The organism is Psychrobacter sp. DAB_AL43B, assembly GCF_900168255.1.
In the GTDB taxonomy this organism is placed as follows: domain Bacteria; phylum Pseudomonadota; class Gammaproteobacteria; order Pseudomonadales; family Moraxellaceae; genus Psychrobacter.
In genome coordinates this window covers 735131-749778 of record NZ_LT799838.1, presented here as the reverse complement: position 1 = coordinate 749778, position 14648 = coordinate 735131, and the positions used below count along the sequence as shown (strand labels likewise).

The following is a 14648-nucleotide window of genomic DNA, read 5'->3' as shown; positions in this document are numbered from 1 at the left end:
GTTTAAATAAGAAAAATTGCATCTATGGTAGCATAGGATAGGTAAAAGATAACGATGGTTTTGGTAAAAAGGCATTGATTGGCTGTGTATTGGCAGCGAATTGAATGTTTATTGATAACGGCGAGACGAAATGACAAAGATTATTAGCAATCTTGATGTGACAAAGTTGGTTGTCGACAATCCGATAGGACAGGATAATCCTCCTTTACTGTTTCCGCATAGCGATGACGATAGCCAAAAACCACCAACTCAACATCTATTACATTCCTCCGATTTTGAGATAAATTGGGAAGACAAACTGACTGATAATCAACTGGATAAATTGGTCAGTGGTGGCTGGCTGATTATTGACGATGTCTTTGAGCAAAAAGCCTTGTTAGCGCTGCAAGCAGAAAGTGGCTTTATTGACTATCGTGATGCCCAGCTCACTGCCGGTATTCGTGTGAGCGATATTCGCGGTGACAGAATCCGCTGGATTACTGAGAATTTCTTTGCAGGCTATTATTATTTACAAAGTATCAATACGCTTGCCACTTTATTCAATCGCAGCTTATTCGCTGGCATACGCCATAGCGAAGCGCATTACGCTTGTTATCCAGTCGGTTTTGGCTACCAATGGCATAATGATAACCCAGCTGGACGTGATGAGCGCGTTATCTCGGCAGTGTTTTATCTCAATGATGAGTGGACAGCAAGTGACGGCGGCGCGCTAGAAATCGTTGATAAACATGGCGTCCATCATAATGTGATGCCTGTCGCCAATCGTTTGGTGATATTTGATAGTGACCTGCAACATCAAGTGCAAATCGCCCATCGTCAGCGCTACTCTATCGCTACTTGGTTAAGGCGTGATGGCTTAGTGCCGTTTGTTGAAGACAACATTTCAGCGCTAGAAAAACTATTAGACGTTAGTAATTAGCGGCACGTATTTAATTATTTGTATTTATCATCTCACCTTGTAATAAAAAAGGTTTCTCATGTCAGACGTTAATAAAAACATATTTTCTCAAACCCACCAACAAGCAACCTTAGCCTTAAGTATCGCCCTACTTGAACGCCCTTCCGTCACCCCAGATGACGATGGCTGCCAAGATATATTGTCAGAACGACTAACGCAAGCAGGCTTTGCTTGCGAATTTATGTATTATGGTGATAGACAAGCAAAAGGCGAACATGCTGAAGTCAAAAACTTATGGGCGCGACGTGGCACAGCAGATCCAGTCATTTGCTTTGCAGGTCATACCGATGTCGTACCAACAGGTGCTGAAAAAAATTGGACCTATCCACCATTTACCCCAACCATCGCTGATGGCTATTTATGGGCGCGCGGTGCCGCTGATATGAAAACTGGTATTGCCGCATTTACTGTCGCTGCCGAACGCTTCGTGCAAAACCATCCTGAGCACAATGGCTCTATTGCTTTTTTGATTACCTCAGATGAAGAAGGTCCGTCAATTAATGGTACGGTCAAAGTGATAGAAGCCTTAGAAGCGCGTCAAGAAAAAATCACTTATTGCCTCGTTGGTGAGCCATCGAGTACCGATACACTTGGTGATATTATTAAAAATGGTCGCCGTGGCTCATTGGGCGCGGTACTCACCGTCACTGGCAAACAAGGTCATGTCGCCTATCCACATTTAGCCAGTAATCCTATTCATGCAGCTATGTCAGCGCTAGCGGAATTAACGGCTGCTACATGGGACAATGGCAATGACTACTTCCCTGCGACCTCCTTGCAAATCTCCAATATTAATAGTGGTACTGGCGCAACCAATGTCATCCCTGAAGCCTTAGAAGTGGTATTTAACTTCCGCTTTTCAACTGAAACCACTGAAGATGAGTTGAAAGCAAAAACTCACGCTATCTTCGACAAGTATTTCGCTGATAGCAAAGTCAAATATGATATCCATTGGAAATTATCTGGTCAGCCATTTTTAACACCCGAAGGTAAATTGGTCTCGGCATGTCAGCAAGCGATTAAATCTGTGACGGGGACTGATACGACGTTATCCACTTCAGGTGGTACTTCGGATGGGCGCTTTATTGCCCCAACTGGCGCGCAAGTCGTTGAGCTGGGCGTGCGTAATGCAACGATTCATCAAGTCGATGAGAAGGTAGAGGTTGATGATTTGGGAAAGCTTGCGCAGATATATGAAGGGATTTTAGAGAATTTACTGTTAGATGAATAGCATAGCTAAATTAATACTCTAGGGATAAAAAATTGTGAAAGTTAATAAATTTTATCAGCCCTTTATATTTGCCATCTTAGGTTTAGCTATTAGTAGCTGCACCAATGTTAGAGAAATAAATTCTGATGGCGCAGACTCTAAAGTAGTAATAAAATCATACGACGGTAGTCTTGCTAGCGTTCAAGAAGAGCCAAATGCTGTTACCTCAGTTTTTAAGTCAAAAGCCCATATAGATTGGTCTAAACTTAAGGATAGCGAAAAGGTAGATGAAATAAAACGTATTGTCAAAAATTACGGTGGCGAATTGCAAGGGCTTGCTTATTCAGATACAGGAATTATAGAGGCAGCTGACATTTATATTTTAAATGCTAATATATCAACAGCCAAGCGCCTACAACTAATAGAAACCTTGTCAGAATTGATAGGCACTCCTATAGTAGTGAATATTCAAGACAGTAGATTAACTAATGAGATGGGAAGATTAGAAATCCTACAGCCATCAGTAGCTGACCAAAATCAAATGCCACGTTTTTCTATTGATAATGACGAACAAATTAATGAAGTAGCGCGAGTTGTAGAAATACATGGCGCTAAATTGCAATCTCTCGGTTATTCAGGCGATTCAGAACTAAGCCTTTCAATTAGCTATTATCCAAATAAATTCACTATATCTGAGTTTGAAAACTTAGAGGCAGATTTAGAAGTCCTGACCGGTCTTAAAGTCACAGTGTTTAAAAAGAGCATAATCATTAAGCCGCTTTAATCTACCTTCATACATAATCGTACAATTGGTGGGTTATGCTGCGCTAACCCACCCTACAGCCACTGACAAGATTGCTTCACAGACTTGCGACTCTACTCAATACCAATATACAGCTCGACTTGACCATATTCTAATTTACCCTCAACATAGCGCTCAAAATCAACATTATACGTACGAGTATGCTCACAGCTTGGGTCATTGAAATACGTCCATGCCTTCTCCCACGCATTCATCACGGTATTAGGCATATTACCGTATTCAGAAAACACCATGTATTTTCCTGCAGGAATGCTGACTGTTACTAGGTTGCTTGCATTTTTATTCTTAGTAGCTTTGACAGGATTAGCAGTATCGTCATTGTCTGACTGTGCTTGCTCACTGTCTACCTTCCAACTCGCAACCACATCAAAAGCGCCTACATCATCACTCTCATAGTTATGATAGATACCATAGATATCCTCACCCTTTTCAAGTTGGCTCACATGATTTTTGTAAAAACTTTGCCATAGCTTGCCTAACTTTGCCGTTTCATGGTTGATTTCAGCAGTATTGGTGGTGCGTACGCTGATACCTGTGCAAGTTTGTGCGTCGGTTAGCTCTTGGATTGGTGCAGTCATGAGGCGGTTTGTCCTGTTTTCATTTGAAGTTATGTTTGCTATTAAAGCTATGTTTGTTATTAATGATATGTCTGTTAATAAAAGATAATAAGAAGGTCAATCTAGTCAGCTTCGTCAATCCAATTCATCTGAATCGCTTCTAAAATACCTTCATTGGAGCGTTGTGGGTCATCATCAAAGCCTTCAAGCTCAGTCACCCAGCGATGCAAATCCGTAAAGCGGATATACTGCGGATCGGTCTCTGGGAATTTTTCATAAAGCTCAATGGCAATATCTAAACTGTCTGTCCATTTTAACTTCTGCGGGGTCATAGTAGCTCCTTATTTTTCAATTATTTTTATAGAATATATACACACTATATACATAAGCGCTATCCTATACATAAACACTATCCTAGCAAAATTCAGCATAGGATTATAGCCAAGTTCGTTATGCCGCCTTTGCTGATTTAGTCGACTCAGTAGATTTAATCGCTACTTGATGCTGATTCCATGACTCAATAACTTCTGTCAGCTGCTCACCAGTCATATCTAGCACCGCAGTTGCGCACTTACCTTGTTTATTGGTTAAGACAAACTTGGTCATACCTACTGCCATTAATTGGTTTTTGACAAAAAAGCGATGCTCAAAGTAGACGTATTTTTTATCCCAACCGACAAGCGTACTATTTACCGTCATCTTATCTAAAAACTTAATTTGTTTAAGATAGACCATCTCCTGCATGGCGATAATCCAGCCTAGGTTTTTAATGCCCTTTTGATGACAGCACGCCATAAGCCATTTTGTGATGTTTAGCTCAATAAAAGACAAGTAGCGATAATTGGGCAGATGATCTCGAAAGCCCATATCATGCGGCAATACACGATACTGACGTACTGTCGGCGCAGTCAATGTCTCGATACTTAGGCGCTCACTCGCCGATTGCTGTTTGAGCTGCTGCTTTAATAAGCTAACCATAATAAAAAAACGTATCAACATGTTCATAACGGACTCTCTTACTTATTATTTTGTATAAATTTATTGGCTATAAATAGTGACTGAATATAAATGTGGCATACTGTAACGCAAAAAAGCCACCATAGTGACTTTTTATACAGTGACTTTTTTATTTGAACGCTTTATTTAAAAGCTCATATTTAAAAGATTATTTTAAAAATTAATGAGCACCATTAATACTACGGACCATCTCTTCAACCATCTTCTTCGCATCACCAAAGATCATCATGGTTTTGTCCATGTAGAACAAGCTATTATCAAGACCTGCATAACCCGTATTCATCGAACGCTTAATCACCATCACTGTTTGCGCTTTAGTCACTTCTAGAATCGGCATCCCAAAGATCGGTGACGTCGGATCGTCTTTCGCAGAAGGATTGACCACATCATTTGCCCCAATGACCAACACCACATCGGTACTAGCAAAGTCTGAGTTAATCTCATCCATTTCAAGGATATCATCATAAGGGACATCCGCTTCCGCCAATAGCACGTTCATATGTCCTGGCATACGACCTGCAACCGGATGAATGGCAAAGCGCACATTAACGCCTTCTTCTTTTAGTAGCTCATATAACTCTTTGACCGCGTTTTGTGCACGACCTTGTGCCATACCGTAGCCTGGAACAATCACCACACTACTGGCGTTGGCCATTAAGAAACCCGCATCTTCTGCTGAGCCTGCTTTATAGTTCTTTGGCGCGCCATCATCGCCGCCTGCGGCGACTGCTGACGTACCCATACCACCAAATAGCACATTAAGTAATGAGCGGTTCATGGCTTTACACATGATATAAGACAAGATCGCACCAGATGAGCCGACGAGCGAACCGGCGATAATCAACATCGAGTTGCCAAGGGTAAAACCAATACCCGCTGCTGCCCAACCTGAGAATGAGTTCAGTAAAGACACAACCACTGGCATATCACCGCCACCAATTGGGGCAATCCACATCCAGCCAAATATTACGGCAATCACTGCCATGGCATAGAAGGCGGGTAATGAATCGGTGACGAAATACACACCACCGAAGCCAATCATCGCAATGAATAATAGGGCTTGTACCGGCTTTACCCAGCCGCCAACCAAGGTTTTCGCCCAGCTCTTCGCTGCCAATTTACCAAAGGCAAAAACTGATGCTGAAAAGGTAATCGCACCGATAAAACAACCGATAAACAATTCAATACGGGCAACCGTGCCATGCTGTTGTTCAGTATGCAATACCGTTGCTAACGCAATCGCGACTGCTGCCAAACCAACAAACGAGTGCATCAAAGCGACCGTTTCTGGCATTTGGGTCATGGCGACTGTCTTCGCTTTCCACATCCCGACGATAGCACCCAACACCATCGCACCGATAATTAACCACAGCACAGGACCTTCTGCTAAGAAGAAGGTGGTTACAACGGCAATGGCCATGGCAATCATACCCAAGCGATTACCACGAATCGCTGTCTTTGGACTAGATAAACCACGTAGAGTTAAAACAAAAAGAATGGCACCGATTAAGTAAAACCAGTCAGCATTAGCTGCAATCATATTGGCAAACTCATTCATGCGTCACCTCCAGTCTCATTTATTACCACTGCTTTTTTCACTTTTGGTTTAAACATCGACAGCATACGCTCAGTTACGGCAAAACCACCAAAGATATTGATACTGGCTAAAAAGACCGCAAACGCCCCAAGTAAACTGGTCGGCGTAAATATCGAACCATCAATGGTGACGGTCTGTAGCATCGCACCGACAATGACAATACTGGATAAAGCATTGGTTACGGCCATCAATGGTGTATGTAGTGCTGGGGTCACGCCCCAAACGACGTAGTATCCAACAAAGATGGCAAGCACAAACACGGTAAAAATTGCTACAAATGGCGTGCTACTCATGGCCGCACCCGCTGGCGCTGCCGCTAAAATAGTGGCAATCATCTTATCCTCCTAAAAATTGTTTCGTTACTGGCAAATGTATAATCATAAGATATTGAGATTTGAGGCTTGAGATTTAGCGCTTAGCAAGACGCACTTGGTTGTCATGCGTCACGGCTAATGCCCCTTGAATCTCATCTTCCATGTCTAAGTTGAGTGCCAGTGTGTTTGCTGCAGCGTCGTCTGTCGCGGCAGGCGCAATTAAGGTAGTAATAAAATTGACCAGGTTATTGGCATACAGGTCTGATGATTGCGCCGCGAGCATGGATGGAATATTGGCGGCACCGACGATACGTACGCCATTGGCCGTCATAATGGTTTCATCAGGGACGCTACCTTCGACATTACCGCCTGTTCCAGCAGCCATATCAATCAGCACCGAACCTGCCTTCATTTTGGCAAGGGTTGCTTGATGGACCAAGCGCGGTGCTTGGCGACCGGGGATTTGTGCGGTGGTGATGACGATATCTGCATTGCTTAAGGCTTTGTCGACGACAGCGGCTTGGTCTTTGACATATTGCTCTGATGGCGTCCACGCATAGCCGCCTGTGGATTTAGCGGTCTCAGCTTCCTCTGCACTCATTGGTACATCAAGCCACTTACCCCCTAATGACTCTACTTGCTCACGAGCGGTCGGACGTAAATCGCTTGCTTCAACGACGGCGCCTAAGCGCTTAGCCGTGGCAATCGCTTGTAAACCTGCTACGCCGACACCTAAGATGACCACTTTGGCAGGTTTAACCGTACCGGCTGAGGTCATAAACATCGGAAACGGACGCGAGTATTCATTGGCCGCCAGCAATACCGCTTTATAACCAGCAAGGTTGGCTTGCGAGGATAAGACGTCCATATTCTGCGCCCGTGATAAGGTACGTGGTAACAGTTCCATGGCAAAGGCGGTAGCCCCTTTGGCAGCATAGGTATCAAGTTGGGTATTGCGATACGGGTCGAGCATGCCAACGACGATTTGACCAGAGGTTAAGTGGTCGGTTACCGCTGGTGGTAGATCATTGACGGTGGTAATGATTTGAGACTGGCTGACGACGTCGGTACTACTGTTGGCAATGTCAGCTCCAGCCGCTTGATACAGCTCATCGGCATAATATGCTGCTTGACCCGCACCTGACTGGATAATAACTTCAAACCCAAGTTTGCGTAATTTCTTTACTGCGTCTGGGGTTAGTGCGACCCGACTCTCGCTTGCGCTATCTGCACTAATGACACCGATCTTCATACCGTCTCCTTACGTCTAATGATTACTTTTAATACCCTCAACGCACATTTAAAAAGCACAGGGGACAAAAAAACCTTTGGTCGCTGTTGGTTTAGAACTTAAGACCAAAGATTATCAATTTAATAAATGATAGCTGCTTTGCCATCATGCCGTTTTATTATAGAGATATCATCCGTTAACTTTCATTGTCTAATGATGACCCACAAGTAAAATAAAAAGTTAGGCATTTACACCACTTGTATAACTTTTATTGTTATATTAAAAAGTTTTATTTTTCCGTATAAGCCTCAAAGTCAGTCAGCCATTAGCTTACAGAGGCAACTATGATTGCTTCGATGTTTGACATCTGTCTATGACAATGCTTAAAAATACAAAACAGCTACGAGTAAGTCAAGTTAAACCTGTAGGTATCGTATAATAGGAAAGCTTGACACGTTAAAGGAGTGTTTATCACTTCACTATAATAAGGAATAAAGATGTATTTTTTACTCTCCCCTGCCAAATCTCTCAACGAGAAAGATGCCGTACCAGTAAACTTAGGTAACTACTATAGTCAGCCTGAGCTGATTGAGCATTCACAGACACTGATGAAAATATTGAAGTCGAAAGAGCCGATTGATTTACAAGAGCTGATGAGCATCTCTGATGATTTGGCGCAGCTGAATGCTAAGCGCAATCAAGACTGGGCTTGGAGTGATAATGAACCTTTTACGGGCGACAATGCTAAGCCTGCTGGTTATTTTTTCGATGGCGACGTCTATACTGGACTTGATATGTATAGTATGGATAAGGACACCGCTATTTACGTCAATGAGCATCTCGGTATTTTGTCAGGGCTTTATGGCGTGTTAAAACCGCTCGATTTAATTCAGCCTTATCGACTTGAGATGGGCACCAAGCTGAAAAATGAGCGCGGAGATAATCTTTATGAATTTTGGGGTGAGGAAGTGACCAATACCATCAATGCACGCATGGCAGATAGTAATGACAAAGTATTGGTTAATCTCGCTTCTAATGAGTATTTCAAATCCGTAAAGAAAAAGGCTCTAAATGCGGAAATTATTACGCCACGATTTGAAGATGAAAAGAATGGTCAATATAAAGTGATTAGCTTCTATGCTAAAAAAGCTCGCGGGCTGATGGTTAAATATGCTGCTGATAATAAGCTGACCAATACAGACCAGCTGAAGCAATTTTATTTGGCAGGTTATTACTATTGTGCAGAGGCTTCTGATGATAAAACGTGGGTGTTTAGACGGGATGAGACTGCTCAGTAAAAAGCCGTTCTTCTAACACGTTAATGCGACTTGATTTTTTAGGCTTTTATTATGATATACCGTAGAACCTATCCATGATTTCCGGTGTATGCATGGGTAAACAATCTAAATAAATATATTGAAGATTAAGCACTTCCTGCATTATTTCATTAGATTGAATTAATGTTGCAAGTAACATTGCTTTTAAAGCTTCTAATCCATTAGAGTTCTGTAGAATCTGAATCATTAATGGTTCTGGAAATCCATCTTTTCTTCTAGAAAATGCATGCATCCCACTATGGACATAAGAATTAGAGGCTTTTAACGCCATATTTTTAAACTCTTGCATTAGCATTAGTGCTTTTTTAGGAACCTTACCTTCTTCTACTTTAAGCTCAAGCTCCGATAAAATAATATTAATTGTAGGTATGCGTTTTTCTGATTGCTTTACATTCTGCTCTGTTAAAGGTTTATTAAACCTTTCTATAACCTCATCAGAAGCGACCCAGTATAGCCACTTTGCTCTTAATAGCGATTCAAATTGTAAGCGTAATAAGCTACTAGCTGAAATGCTACAAAGGTTCTTCGCTAAAATATGAATTGCATGACCATGCTCTGAAGATATATCAGCCAAAATTAGAGTAGCTATATCTTTGTGTTTAAGTTCTGCAGCTGTCGAAATAATCTTAGTTTCTCTTAATAGTGCTTCACGGAATTCAAAAGATTTCGAACAAAACTCATTAAAAGTGGTTTGCATAATTATCTCTTTATATAAATACGTATTTAGATTCATTATAATTTAGAGTGTTTAACTAAGCTATTGTAAAGCATATTAAAAAAAGCCCTAACTCAATGAGTTAGGGCTTTTTATTATTTAAAGCAAATACAGGTAAAGGAACTGATTACATCATGCCGCCCATTCCACCCATACCGCCCATTCCACCGCCGCCCATGCCAGACATACCATCATCACCTTGCGGTAAATCAGTAATCATGACTTCGGTCGTTAGCATAAGACCTGCAACAGATGCCGCATTTTCTAGTGCTGAACGTGCTACTTTGGCTGGATCAAGAATACCCATAGCCAACATATCGCCATATTCACCAGAGGCAGCGTTGTAACCATAGTTACCGCTACCGCTTTTCACTTCGTTAACGACCACTGAAGCTTCTTCGCCTGAGTTGGTAACGATTTGACGTAATGGTGATTCCATTGCGCGACGTAGAATATTGATACCAGCGTTTTGGTCGTCATTATCGCCACGTAGTTCAGACAATGCATTCATTGCACGAACCAAGGCTACACCGCCACCAGGGACAACGCCTTCTTCAACCGCTGCACGAGTGGCATGTAGCGCATCATCAACGCGATCTTTTTTCTCTTTCATTTCAGTTTCAGTCGCAGCGCCAACTTTGATAACGGCAACGCCGCCAGCCAGTTTAGCCATACGCTCTTGAAGCTTTTCTTTATCGTAGTCAGACGTTGATTCTTCAACTTGACGACGGATAGATTCAACACGATTTTCGATATCAGCGGTGTTACCAGCGCCATCAACGATTACCGTATTTTCTTTACCGATAGTGACTTTTTTAGCTGTACCCAATTGCTCTAGGGTCGCAGTCTCGAGACTCAGACCAATCTCTTCAGAGATAACGGTACCGCCAGTCAATGTTGCGATATCTTCTAGCATGGCTTTACGACGATCGCCGAAACCTGGTGCTTTAACGGCGCAAGTTTTTAAGCCGCCACGCATGTTGTTAACAACCAAGGTTGCTAATGCTTCGTTTTCTACGTCTTCAGCAATAATCAATAAAGGCTTGCTTTGCTGCATTACTTGCTCAAGTAATGGTACGATTTCACGAATATTGCTGATTTTTTTATCAACAAGCAAGATGTACGGGTTTTCAAACTCAGCCGTTAAGCTGTCTTGCTTATTAGCAAAGTACGGGCTGATATAACCACGATCAAACTGCATACCTTCGACTACTTCTAAGGTATCTTCAAAGCTTGAACCCTCTTCAACCGTAATCACGCCTTGCTTACCGACTTTTTCCATCGCTTGGGCAATCAATTCACCAATTTTGGTGTCTGAGTTGGCAGAGATAGAACCAACTTGAGCAATCGCTTTTGAATCATCAGCTGGCGTTGATAGCAAATGAATTTGCTCAACAGCAGCACGCACGGCTTTATCAATACCGCGTTTAAGATCCATTGGGTTCATGCCAGCGGCAACTGATTTCATGCCTTCTTGCAAGATTGACTGAGCCAATACAGTAGCAGTCGTCGTACCATCACCAGCAACATCGTTGGTGCGGCTTGCAACTTCACGGACCAATTGAGCGCCCATGTTTTCAAATTTGTTTTCAAGCTCGATTTCTTTAGCAACCGAAACACCATCTTTAGTAATGGTTGGTGCGCCAAAAGATTTATCGATAACGACGTTACGACCTTTAGGGCCTAAAGTAACTTTTACTGCATTTGCTAGGATGTTCACGCCATCCATCATTTGTTTACGGGCATCAATGCCGAATTTTACGTCTTTTGCCATGTTAAATTACTCCACTATGATAAGTATGAGAATGCAATTAAATGTTTCAATGATATTGTCAAAAATGCGCTGAGTATAAAAACACTCAAAAAGGACTAGCCTTCTAACACACCCAATACATCAGATTCTTTCATAATAAGTAGTTCTTCGCCGTCAACTTTCACGGTTTGACCAGCATATTGACCGAACAAGACTTTGTCGCCAGTTTTTACATCTAACGCGCGAGTTTCGCCGTTGTCACGAATCTGACCGTTACCAGTTGCTAGCACTTCACCTTGTGAAGGCTTTTCTTGAGCAGAACCAGGAAGCAAGATACCACCAGCCGTTTTTGTTTCTTCTTCTATGCGGCGGACAACAATACGATCATGTAAAGGACGAATATTCATCAATATGTCTCCAATAAGTTGGTTAATTAAATTAAGAATTTATTTGGTTTGATTGTCTCAATACCTCTATCTGCAAATGCCATTTTTCAAAAACAGCATAATAAGGATAAGCGTTGAGCTTGTTTCAAAAAGTGGGGGCATGGACAGTGGGCTTCAAGTGTAAAGCCCAAAAATTTACAAGAATTTCTTAATTAATGCAGCGTTTATCGATAAGTAATAGCGAATCGCTAAAGCGCTCTGAAATAAAAGCGTTAATATAAAGCCGTGGATTACCATAAAAGCATTAAATGATTGCGATATTTAGTAGAATCAATCGTTGTTTTATTCGCCTATTCTTACTAGGTTTACAGCAAGTTACTCATAGTCCTAGCAGCAGCTATAATAGTAACATCGGCTACAAGAGCCAAACGTCAGCATGTATCTCTACTCTTGAAAATGTAACAGAGTATGACCATTATAGGCATTGTGAATCCAATAATAGTTAGCAGTAATATCGAATCACCCTAAGTATAGAATCGACTTATTAAGCTATCTGATATCAATCTATTAAGGAATATCCATGAGTTTTTCATCTATGAATAAAAAACCATTAATAACCAATTATAATGACAAAAGAAATGCTAAGTCTAAATTTTTAACCATGTTGACCACTGGAGCCAGCATAGCGGCTATCGGAGCTTTGAGTATGACCGCACCTACCCTTGCTAGCGCAAAGAATATTCAGCCTTCAAGCGCAAACTATAGCTTTACGGTTGAGGATAAATATAAAGGTACTGCCACGCGTACATTGAACAAATCAGGCAATACTTGGAAATATGATGTCAATGCACGGGTCGCTGGTGTGGCAAGTGCTGCACAACATAGTACCTTCACTGTCAACGGTAACGCCGTTATTCCAACCCAAGCCAGTACCACTTATAAACTACTGGGCATCGGTCGTACGCATAAGCTGGATTTCAATCCCAGTAGCAAAAAAGTCGTGAGTAACTATAGAGGCAAGTCAACAACCATGACGATGGCACAACAAGCCTTTGACGATTTAAGTCTTGAGGTGCAAATTCGCCAAGACTTATTAAATGGTAAATTCTCTGGCAATTACTACATGGCAAAACACGATAAGATAGAAAAAACACCCTTTAAAAAATCTGGTAATACCAAGATAACAGTTCCTGCTGGTACCTTTGATACGGTACGTGTCGACCGTATCCATGATGACAATAGTCGCTCGACCAGCTTTTGGTTGGCACCAAGCTTAGATTACTTACCCGTAAAAGTAAGCCAAATTAACGACGGTAAAAAGATGGACTTAGAATTAACGAAGGTTAATTAATAAAAGTATTTCTAAAAAATAATATCACCACAAAAAATCGGCGCTCCAAATAGAGCGCCGATTTTTTGTGGTTAAACTGATAAAAATGGAATTAATCGAGCCGCTAGCGCGGTTGCTTGACGACATTATTCATCGAAGGCAGGCGCTTTAATAAAATAAACAACCAGACGTTAATCGCAAATAATAATACAAAATCAATGAAATAGACGGCAATTTCTGCCCAGCTACTACCGTAAGCACGTGTGAATAATACGACCCCACTTGCCCCTAAATATACCAAAGTAAACATGCTGTCTATTAACAATGCATAGGGCGAACGTCCGCGCAGTATCGACGGTGTTAAGACAAATGCCGGTACTAGCCATAGCGCTTGCCATGCGATACCGCCGACAATGTCAGGGCTACTGATATTAAAGACATTAATCAAAATAGGCAAAGCAAGCAATCTAAAGGTTAGCCAAGCCAGCCAAGTCACCATCAAGCGCTGACGGATGGGCGTAATAGGCTTACTAGGTTTAATAGTTTTACCAGCCTTTGCAGTAGGTGTTTGATTGGAACGATCAGAAGTATTTGGCATTAGAGAGCTATGTTTCCTTGTCAATAAAACCGCTTAGCGCCAGTTTGCTTGTGCTAAAGCTTTGGCACTAATCGCTAAACGGCGCCCTTGAGCAATAGCCAGTTCACGTTCATCAGCGGACACAGGCTGATCATGTGACGCACCGCTGACATGACTTGCCCCATAAGGCGAGCCACCACGATGGGTACGATTTAATGCTGGCTCTGCATAAGGCACACCCACAATCAGCATGCCATGATGCAGCAATGGCATCATCATCGTCAGCAACGTCGTCTCCTGCCCGCCATGCATTGAACCAGTTGCAGTAAATACCGCTGCTGGTTTATTTTGTAGATTACCAGCGAGCCATAGCGTGACGGTATTATCCCAAAAATACTTCATGGGCGCGGCCATATTACCAAAGTGCGTTGGACTACCAAGCGCAAGACCCACGCAATCTTTTAGATCTTCCATGGTGCAATACAGATCACCTTCATCTGGTATCGCAGGCTTACTCGATGTGGTCTCAGGCGCTACTGTCGGTACCGTGCGAATGCGCGCGGTCATGCCCGCCTCTTCAATACCCTGAGCGATAGCATATGCTAATGTCTTAGTCGTACCGTAATTTGAATAATAGAGCACCAAAACATAAGGGGCGGTCTGACTCATTAGCAAAACTTCCTTATAAAATCGTTAACAGTAATATAGCGAATCGTAATTATTATAAAATGATTGGCATGATGAATAGATGTGTACATTATGCCCGAGTCATTCACTGACATGCAAACAAACCCTCACACTCGGCGTAGTCACTCATTAAATCTATTAGGCGATATAACTGCT

Annotated in this window: 16 protein-coding genes; 5 read left to right on the top strand and 11 right to left on the bottom strand. The window is 42.1% G+C overall.

Going from position 1 to position 14648, the window contains the following annotated elements:
• The first annotated feature begins 130 nt into the window (after positions 1 to 130).
• Genes DABAL43B_RS03250 through DABAL43B_RS03240 form a run of 3 tightly spaced genes read left to right on the top strand, consistent with a single transcriptional unit; the run spans position 131 to position 2952 of the window.
• Positions 131 to 919 carry a 2OG-Fe(II) oxygenase gene (locus DABAL43B_RS03250; RefSeq protein WP_079691044.1) on the top strand — a complete coding sequence of 263 codons (789 nt, stop codon included), beginning with the start codon at positions 131 to 133 and terminating at the stop codon, positions 917 to 919.
• Positions 920 to 977: 58 nt separating this feature from the next.
• Positions 978 to 2189: a succinyl-diaminopimelate desuccinylase gene (gene dapE, locus DABAL43B_RS03245; protein ID WP_079691043.1), complete on the top strand. Its 1212-nt coding sequence runs from the start codon at positions 978 to 980 to the stop codon at positions 2187 to 2189.
• Between the two features lie 34 nt (positions 2190 to 2223).
• Positions 2224 to 2952 carry a hypothetical protein gene (locus DABAL43B_RS03240; RefSeq protein ID WP_079691042.1) on the top strand — a complete coding sequence of 243 codons (729 nt, stop codon included), beginning with the start codon at positions 2224 to 2226 and terminating at the stop codon, positions 2950 to 2952.
• Positions 2953 to 3044: 92 nt separating this feature from the next.
• Here the strand turns inward: DABAL43B_RS03240 and DABAL43B_RS03235 are convergent, their stop codons facing one another.
• The 6 genes from DABAL43B_RS03235 to DABAL43B_RS03210 all read right to left on the bottom strand — a co-directional run bounded on the left by DABAL43B_RS03235 (position 3045) and on the right by DABAL43B_RS03210 (position 7728).
• Positions 3045 to 3569 (bottom strand): GyrI-like domain-containing protein, encoded by a 525-nt coding sequence (locus tag DABAL43B_RS03235; protein ID WP_079691041.1) that lies wholly within the window; start codon positions 3567 to 3569, stop codon positions 3045 to 3047.
• A gap of 101 nt (positions 3570 to 3670) precedes the next feature.
• Positions 3671 to 3880, bottom strand: coding sequence for a Fe-S cluster assembly protein IscX (iscX, locus tag DABAL43B_RS03230; protein ID WP_011279849.1), 210 nt, complete (start codon positions 3878 to 3880; stop codon positions 3671 to 3673).
• Between the two features lie 118 nt (positions 3881 to 3998).
• Complete coding sequence (locus DABAL43B_RS03225; RefSeq protein ID WP_079691040.1) at positions 3999 to 4553, bottom strand: acyl-CoA thioesterase; 555 nt, start codon at positions 4551 to 4553, stop codon at positions 3999 to 4001.
• A gap of 172 nt (positions 4554 to 4725) precedes the next feature.
• Complete coding sequence (locus tag DABAL43B_RS03220; RefSeq protein ID WP_171996366.1) at positions 4726 to 6105, bottom strand: NAD(P)(+) transhydrogenase (Re/Si-specific) subunit beta; 1380 nt, start codon at positions 6103 to 6105, stop codon at positions 4726 to 4728.
• Positions 6106 to 6119: 14 nt separating this feature from the next.
• A complete protein-coding gene (locus DABAL43B_RS03215) occupies positions 6120 to 6455 on the bottom strand; it encodes a proton-translocating transhydrogenase family protein (RefSeq protein WP_197684683.1) in 336 nt (111 codons plus the stop codon).
• A 115-nt stretch (positions 6456 to 6570) separates the two neighbouring features.
• Positions 6571 to 7728, bottom strand: coding sequence for an NAD(P) transhydrogenase subunit alpha (locus DABAL43B_RS03210; protein WP_079691037.1), 1158 nt, complete (start codon positions 7726 to 7728; stop codon positions 6571 to 6573).
• A gap of 476 nt (positions 7729 to 8204) precedes the next feature.
• Between DABAL43B_RS03210 and yaaA the strand changes: the two genes are divergently transcribed.
• Positions 8205 to 9005 carry a peroxide stress protein YaaA gene (gene yaaA / locus DABAL43B_RS03205; RefSeq protein WP_079691036.1) on the top strand — a complete coding sequence of 267 codons (801 nt, stop codon included), beginning with the start codon at positions 8205 to 8207 and terminating at the stop codon, positions 9003 to 9005.
• 49 nt (positions 9006 to 9054) lie between these two features.
• Here the strand turns inward: yaaA and DABAL43B_RS03200 are convergent, their stop codons facing one another.
• The 3 genes from DABAL43B_RS03200 to DABAL43B_RS03190 form a co-directional block, all read right to left on the bottom strand.
• A complete protein-coding gene (locus DABAL43B_RS03200) occupies positions 9055 to 9741 on the bottom strand; it encodes a DUF6988 family protein (RefSeq protein ID WP_079691035.1) in 687 nt (228 codons plus the stop codon).
• 145 nt (positions 9742 to 9886) lie between these two features.
• Positions 9887 to 11533: a chaperonin GroEL gene (gene groL, locus DABAL43B_RS03195; RefSeq protein ID WP_079691034.1), complete on the bottom strand. Its 1647-nt coding sequence runs from the start codon at positions 11531 to 11533 to the stop codon at positions 9887 to 9889.
• A gap of 95 nt (positions 11534 to 11628) precedes the next feature.
• A complete protein-coding gene (locus DABAL43B_RS03190; protein ID WP_041757514.1) occupies positions 11629 to 11922 on the bottom strand; it encodes a co-chaperone GroES in 294 nt (97 codons plus the stop codon).
• A 556-nt stretch (positions 11923 to 12478) separates the two neighbouring features.
• Between DABAL43B_RS03190 and DABAL43B_RS03185 the strand changes: the two genes are divergently transcribed.
• A complete protein-coding gene (locus DABAL43B_RS03185; protein WP_079691033.1) occupies positions 12479 to 13249 on the top strand; it encodes a DUF3108 domain-containing protein in 771 nt (256 codons plus the stop codon).
• 103 nt (positions 13250 to 13352) lie between these two features.
• On the opposite strand, the gene DABAL43B_RS03180 is transcribed toward DABAL43B_RS03185, so the two are convergent.
• Positions 13353 to 13826 (bottom strand): hypothetical protein, encoded by a 474-nt coding sequence (locus tag DABAL43B_RS03180; protein ID WP_079691032.1) that lies wholly within the window; start codon positions 13824 to 13826, stop codon positions 13353 to 13355.
• A gap of 33 nt (positions 13827 to 13859) precedes the next feature.
• Positions 13860 to 14474 (bottom strand): NAD(P)H:quinone oxidoreductase, encoded by a 615-nt coding sequence (wrbA, locus tag DABAL43B_RS03175; protein ID WP_079691031.1) that lies wholly within the window; start codon positions 14472 to 14474, stop codon positions 13860 to 13862.
• Positions 14475 to 14648: the final 174 nt, after the last annotated feature.

Bases quoted from the DNA above. Each gene is read 5' to 3' on its own strand.
- dapE (WP_079691043.1), top strand. From the start codon at position 978: ATGTCAGACGTTAATAAAAACATATTTTCTCAAACCCACCAACAAGCA.
- DABAL43B_RS03210 (WP_079691037.1), bottom strand. From the start codon at position 7,728: ATGAAGATCGGTGTCATTAGTGCAGATAGCGCAAGCGAGAGTCGGGTC.
- DABAL43B_RS03235 (WP_079691041.1), bottom strand. From the start codon at position 3,569: ATGACTGCACCAATCCAAGAGCTAACCGACGCACAAACTTGCACAGGT.
- wrbA (WP_079691031.1), bottom strand. From the start codon at position 14,474: ATGAGTCAGACCGCCCCTTATGTTTTGGTGCTCTATTATTCAAATTAC.
- DABAL43B_RS03220 (WP_171996366.1), bottom strand. From the start codon at position 6,105: ATGATTGCAGCTAATGCTGACTGGTTTTACTTAATCGGTGCCATTCTT.
- DABAL43B_RS03215 (WP_197684683.1), bottom strand. From the start codon at position 6,455: ATGAGTAGCACGCCATTTGTAGCAATTTTTACCGTGTTTGTGCTTGCC.
- DABAL43B_RS03180 (WP_079691032.1), bottom strand. From the start codon at position 13,826: ATGCCAAATACTTCTGATCGTTCCAATCAAACACCTACTGCAAAGGCT.
- DABAL43B_RS03200 (WP_079691035.1), bottom strand. From the start codon at position 9,741: ATGCAAACCACTTTTAATGAGTTTTGTTCGAAATCTTTTGAATTCCGT.
- yaaA (WP_079691036.1), top strand. From the start codon at position 8,205: ATGTATTTTTTACTCTCCCCTGCCAAATCTCTCAACGAGAAAGATGCC.
- groL (WP_079691034.1), bottom strand. From the start codon at position 11,533: ATGGCAAAAGACGTAAAATTCGGCATTGATGCCCGTAAACAAATGATG.
- DABAL43B_RS03250 (WP_079691044.1), top strand. From the start codon at position 131: ATGACAAAGATTATTAGCAATCTTGATGTGACAAAGTTGGTTGTCGAC.
- DABAL43B_RS03185 (WP_079691033.1), top strand. From the start codon at position 12,479: ATGAGTTTTTCATCTATGAATAAAAAACCATTAATAACCAATTATAAT.
- DABAL43B_RS03225 (WP_079691040.1), bottom strand. From the start codon at position 4,553: ATGAACATGTTGATACGTTTTTTTATTATGGTTAGCTTATTAAAGCAG.
- iscX (WP_011279849.1), bottom strand. From the start codon at position 3,880: ATGACCCCGCAGAAGTTAAAATGGACAGACAGTTTAGATATTGCCATT.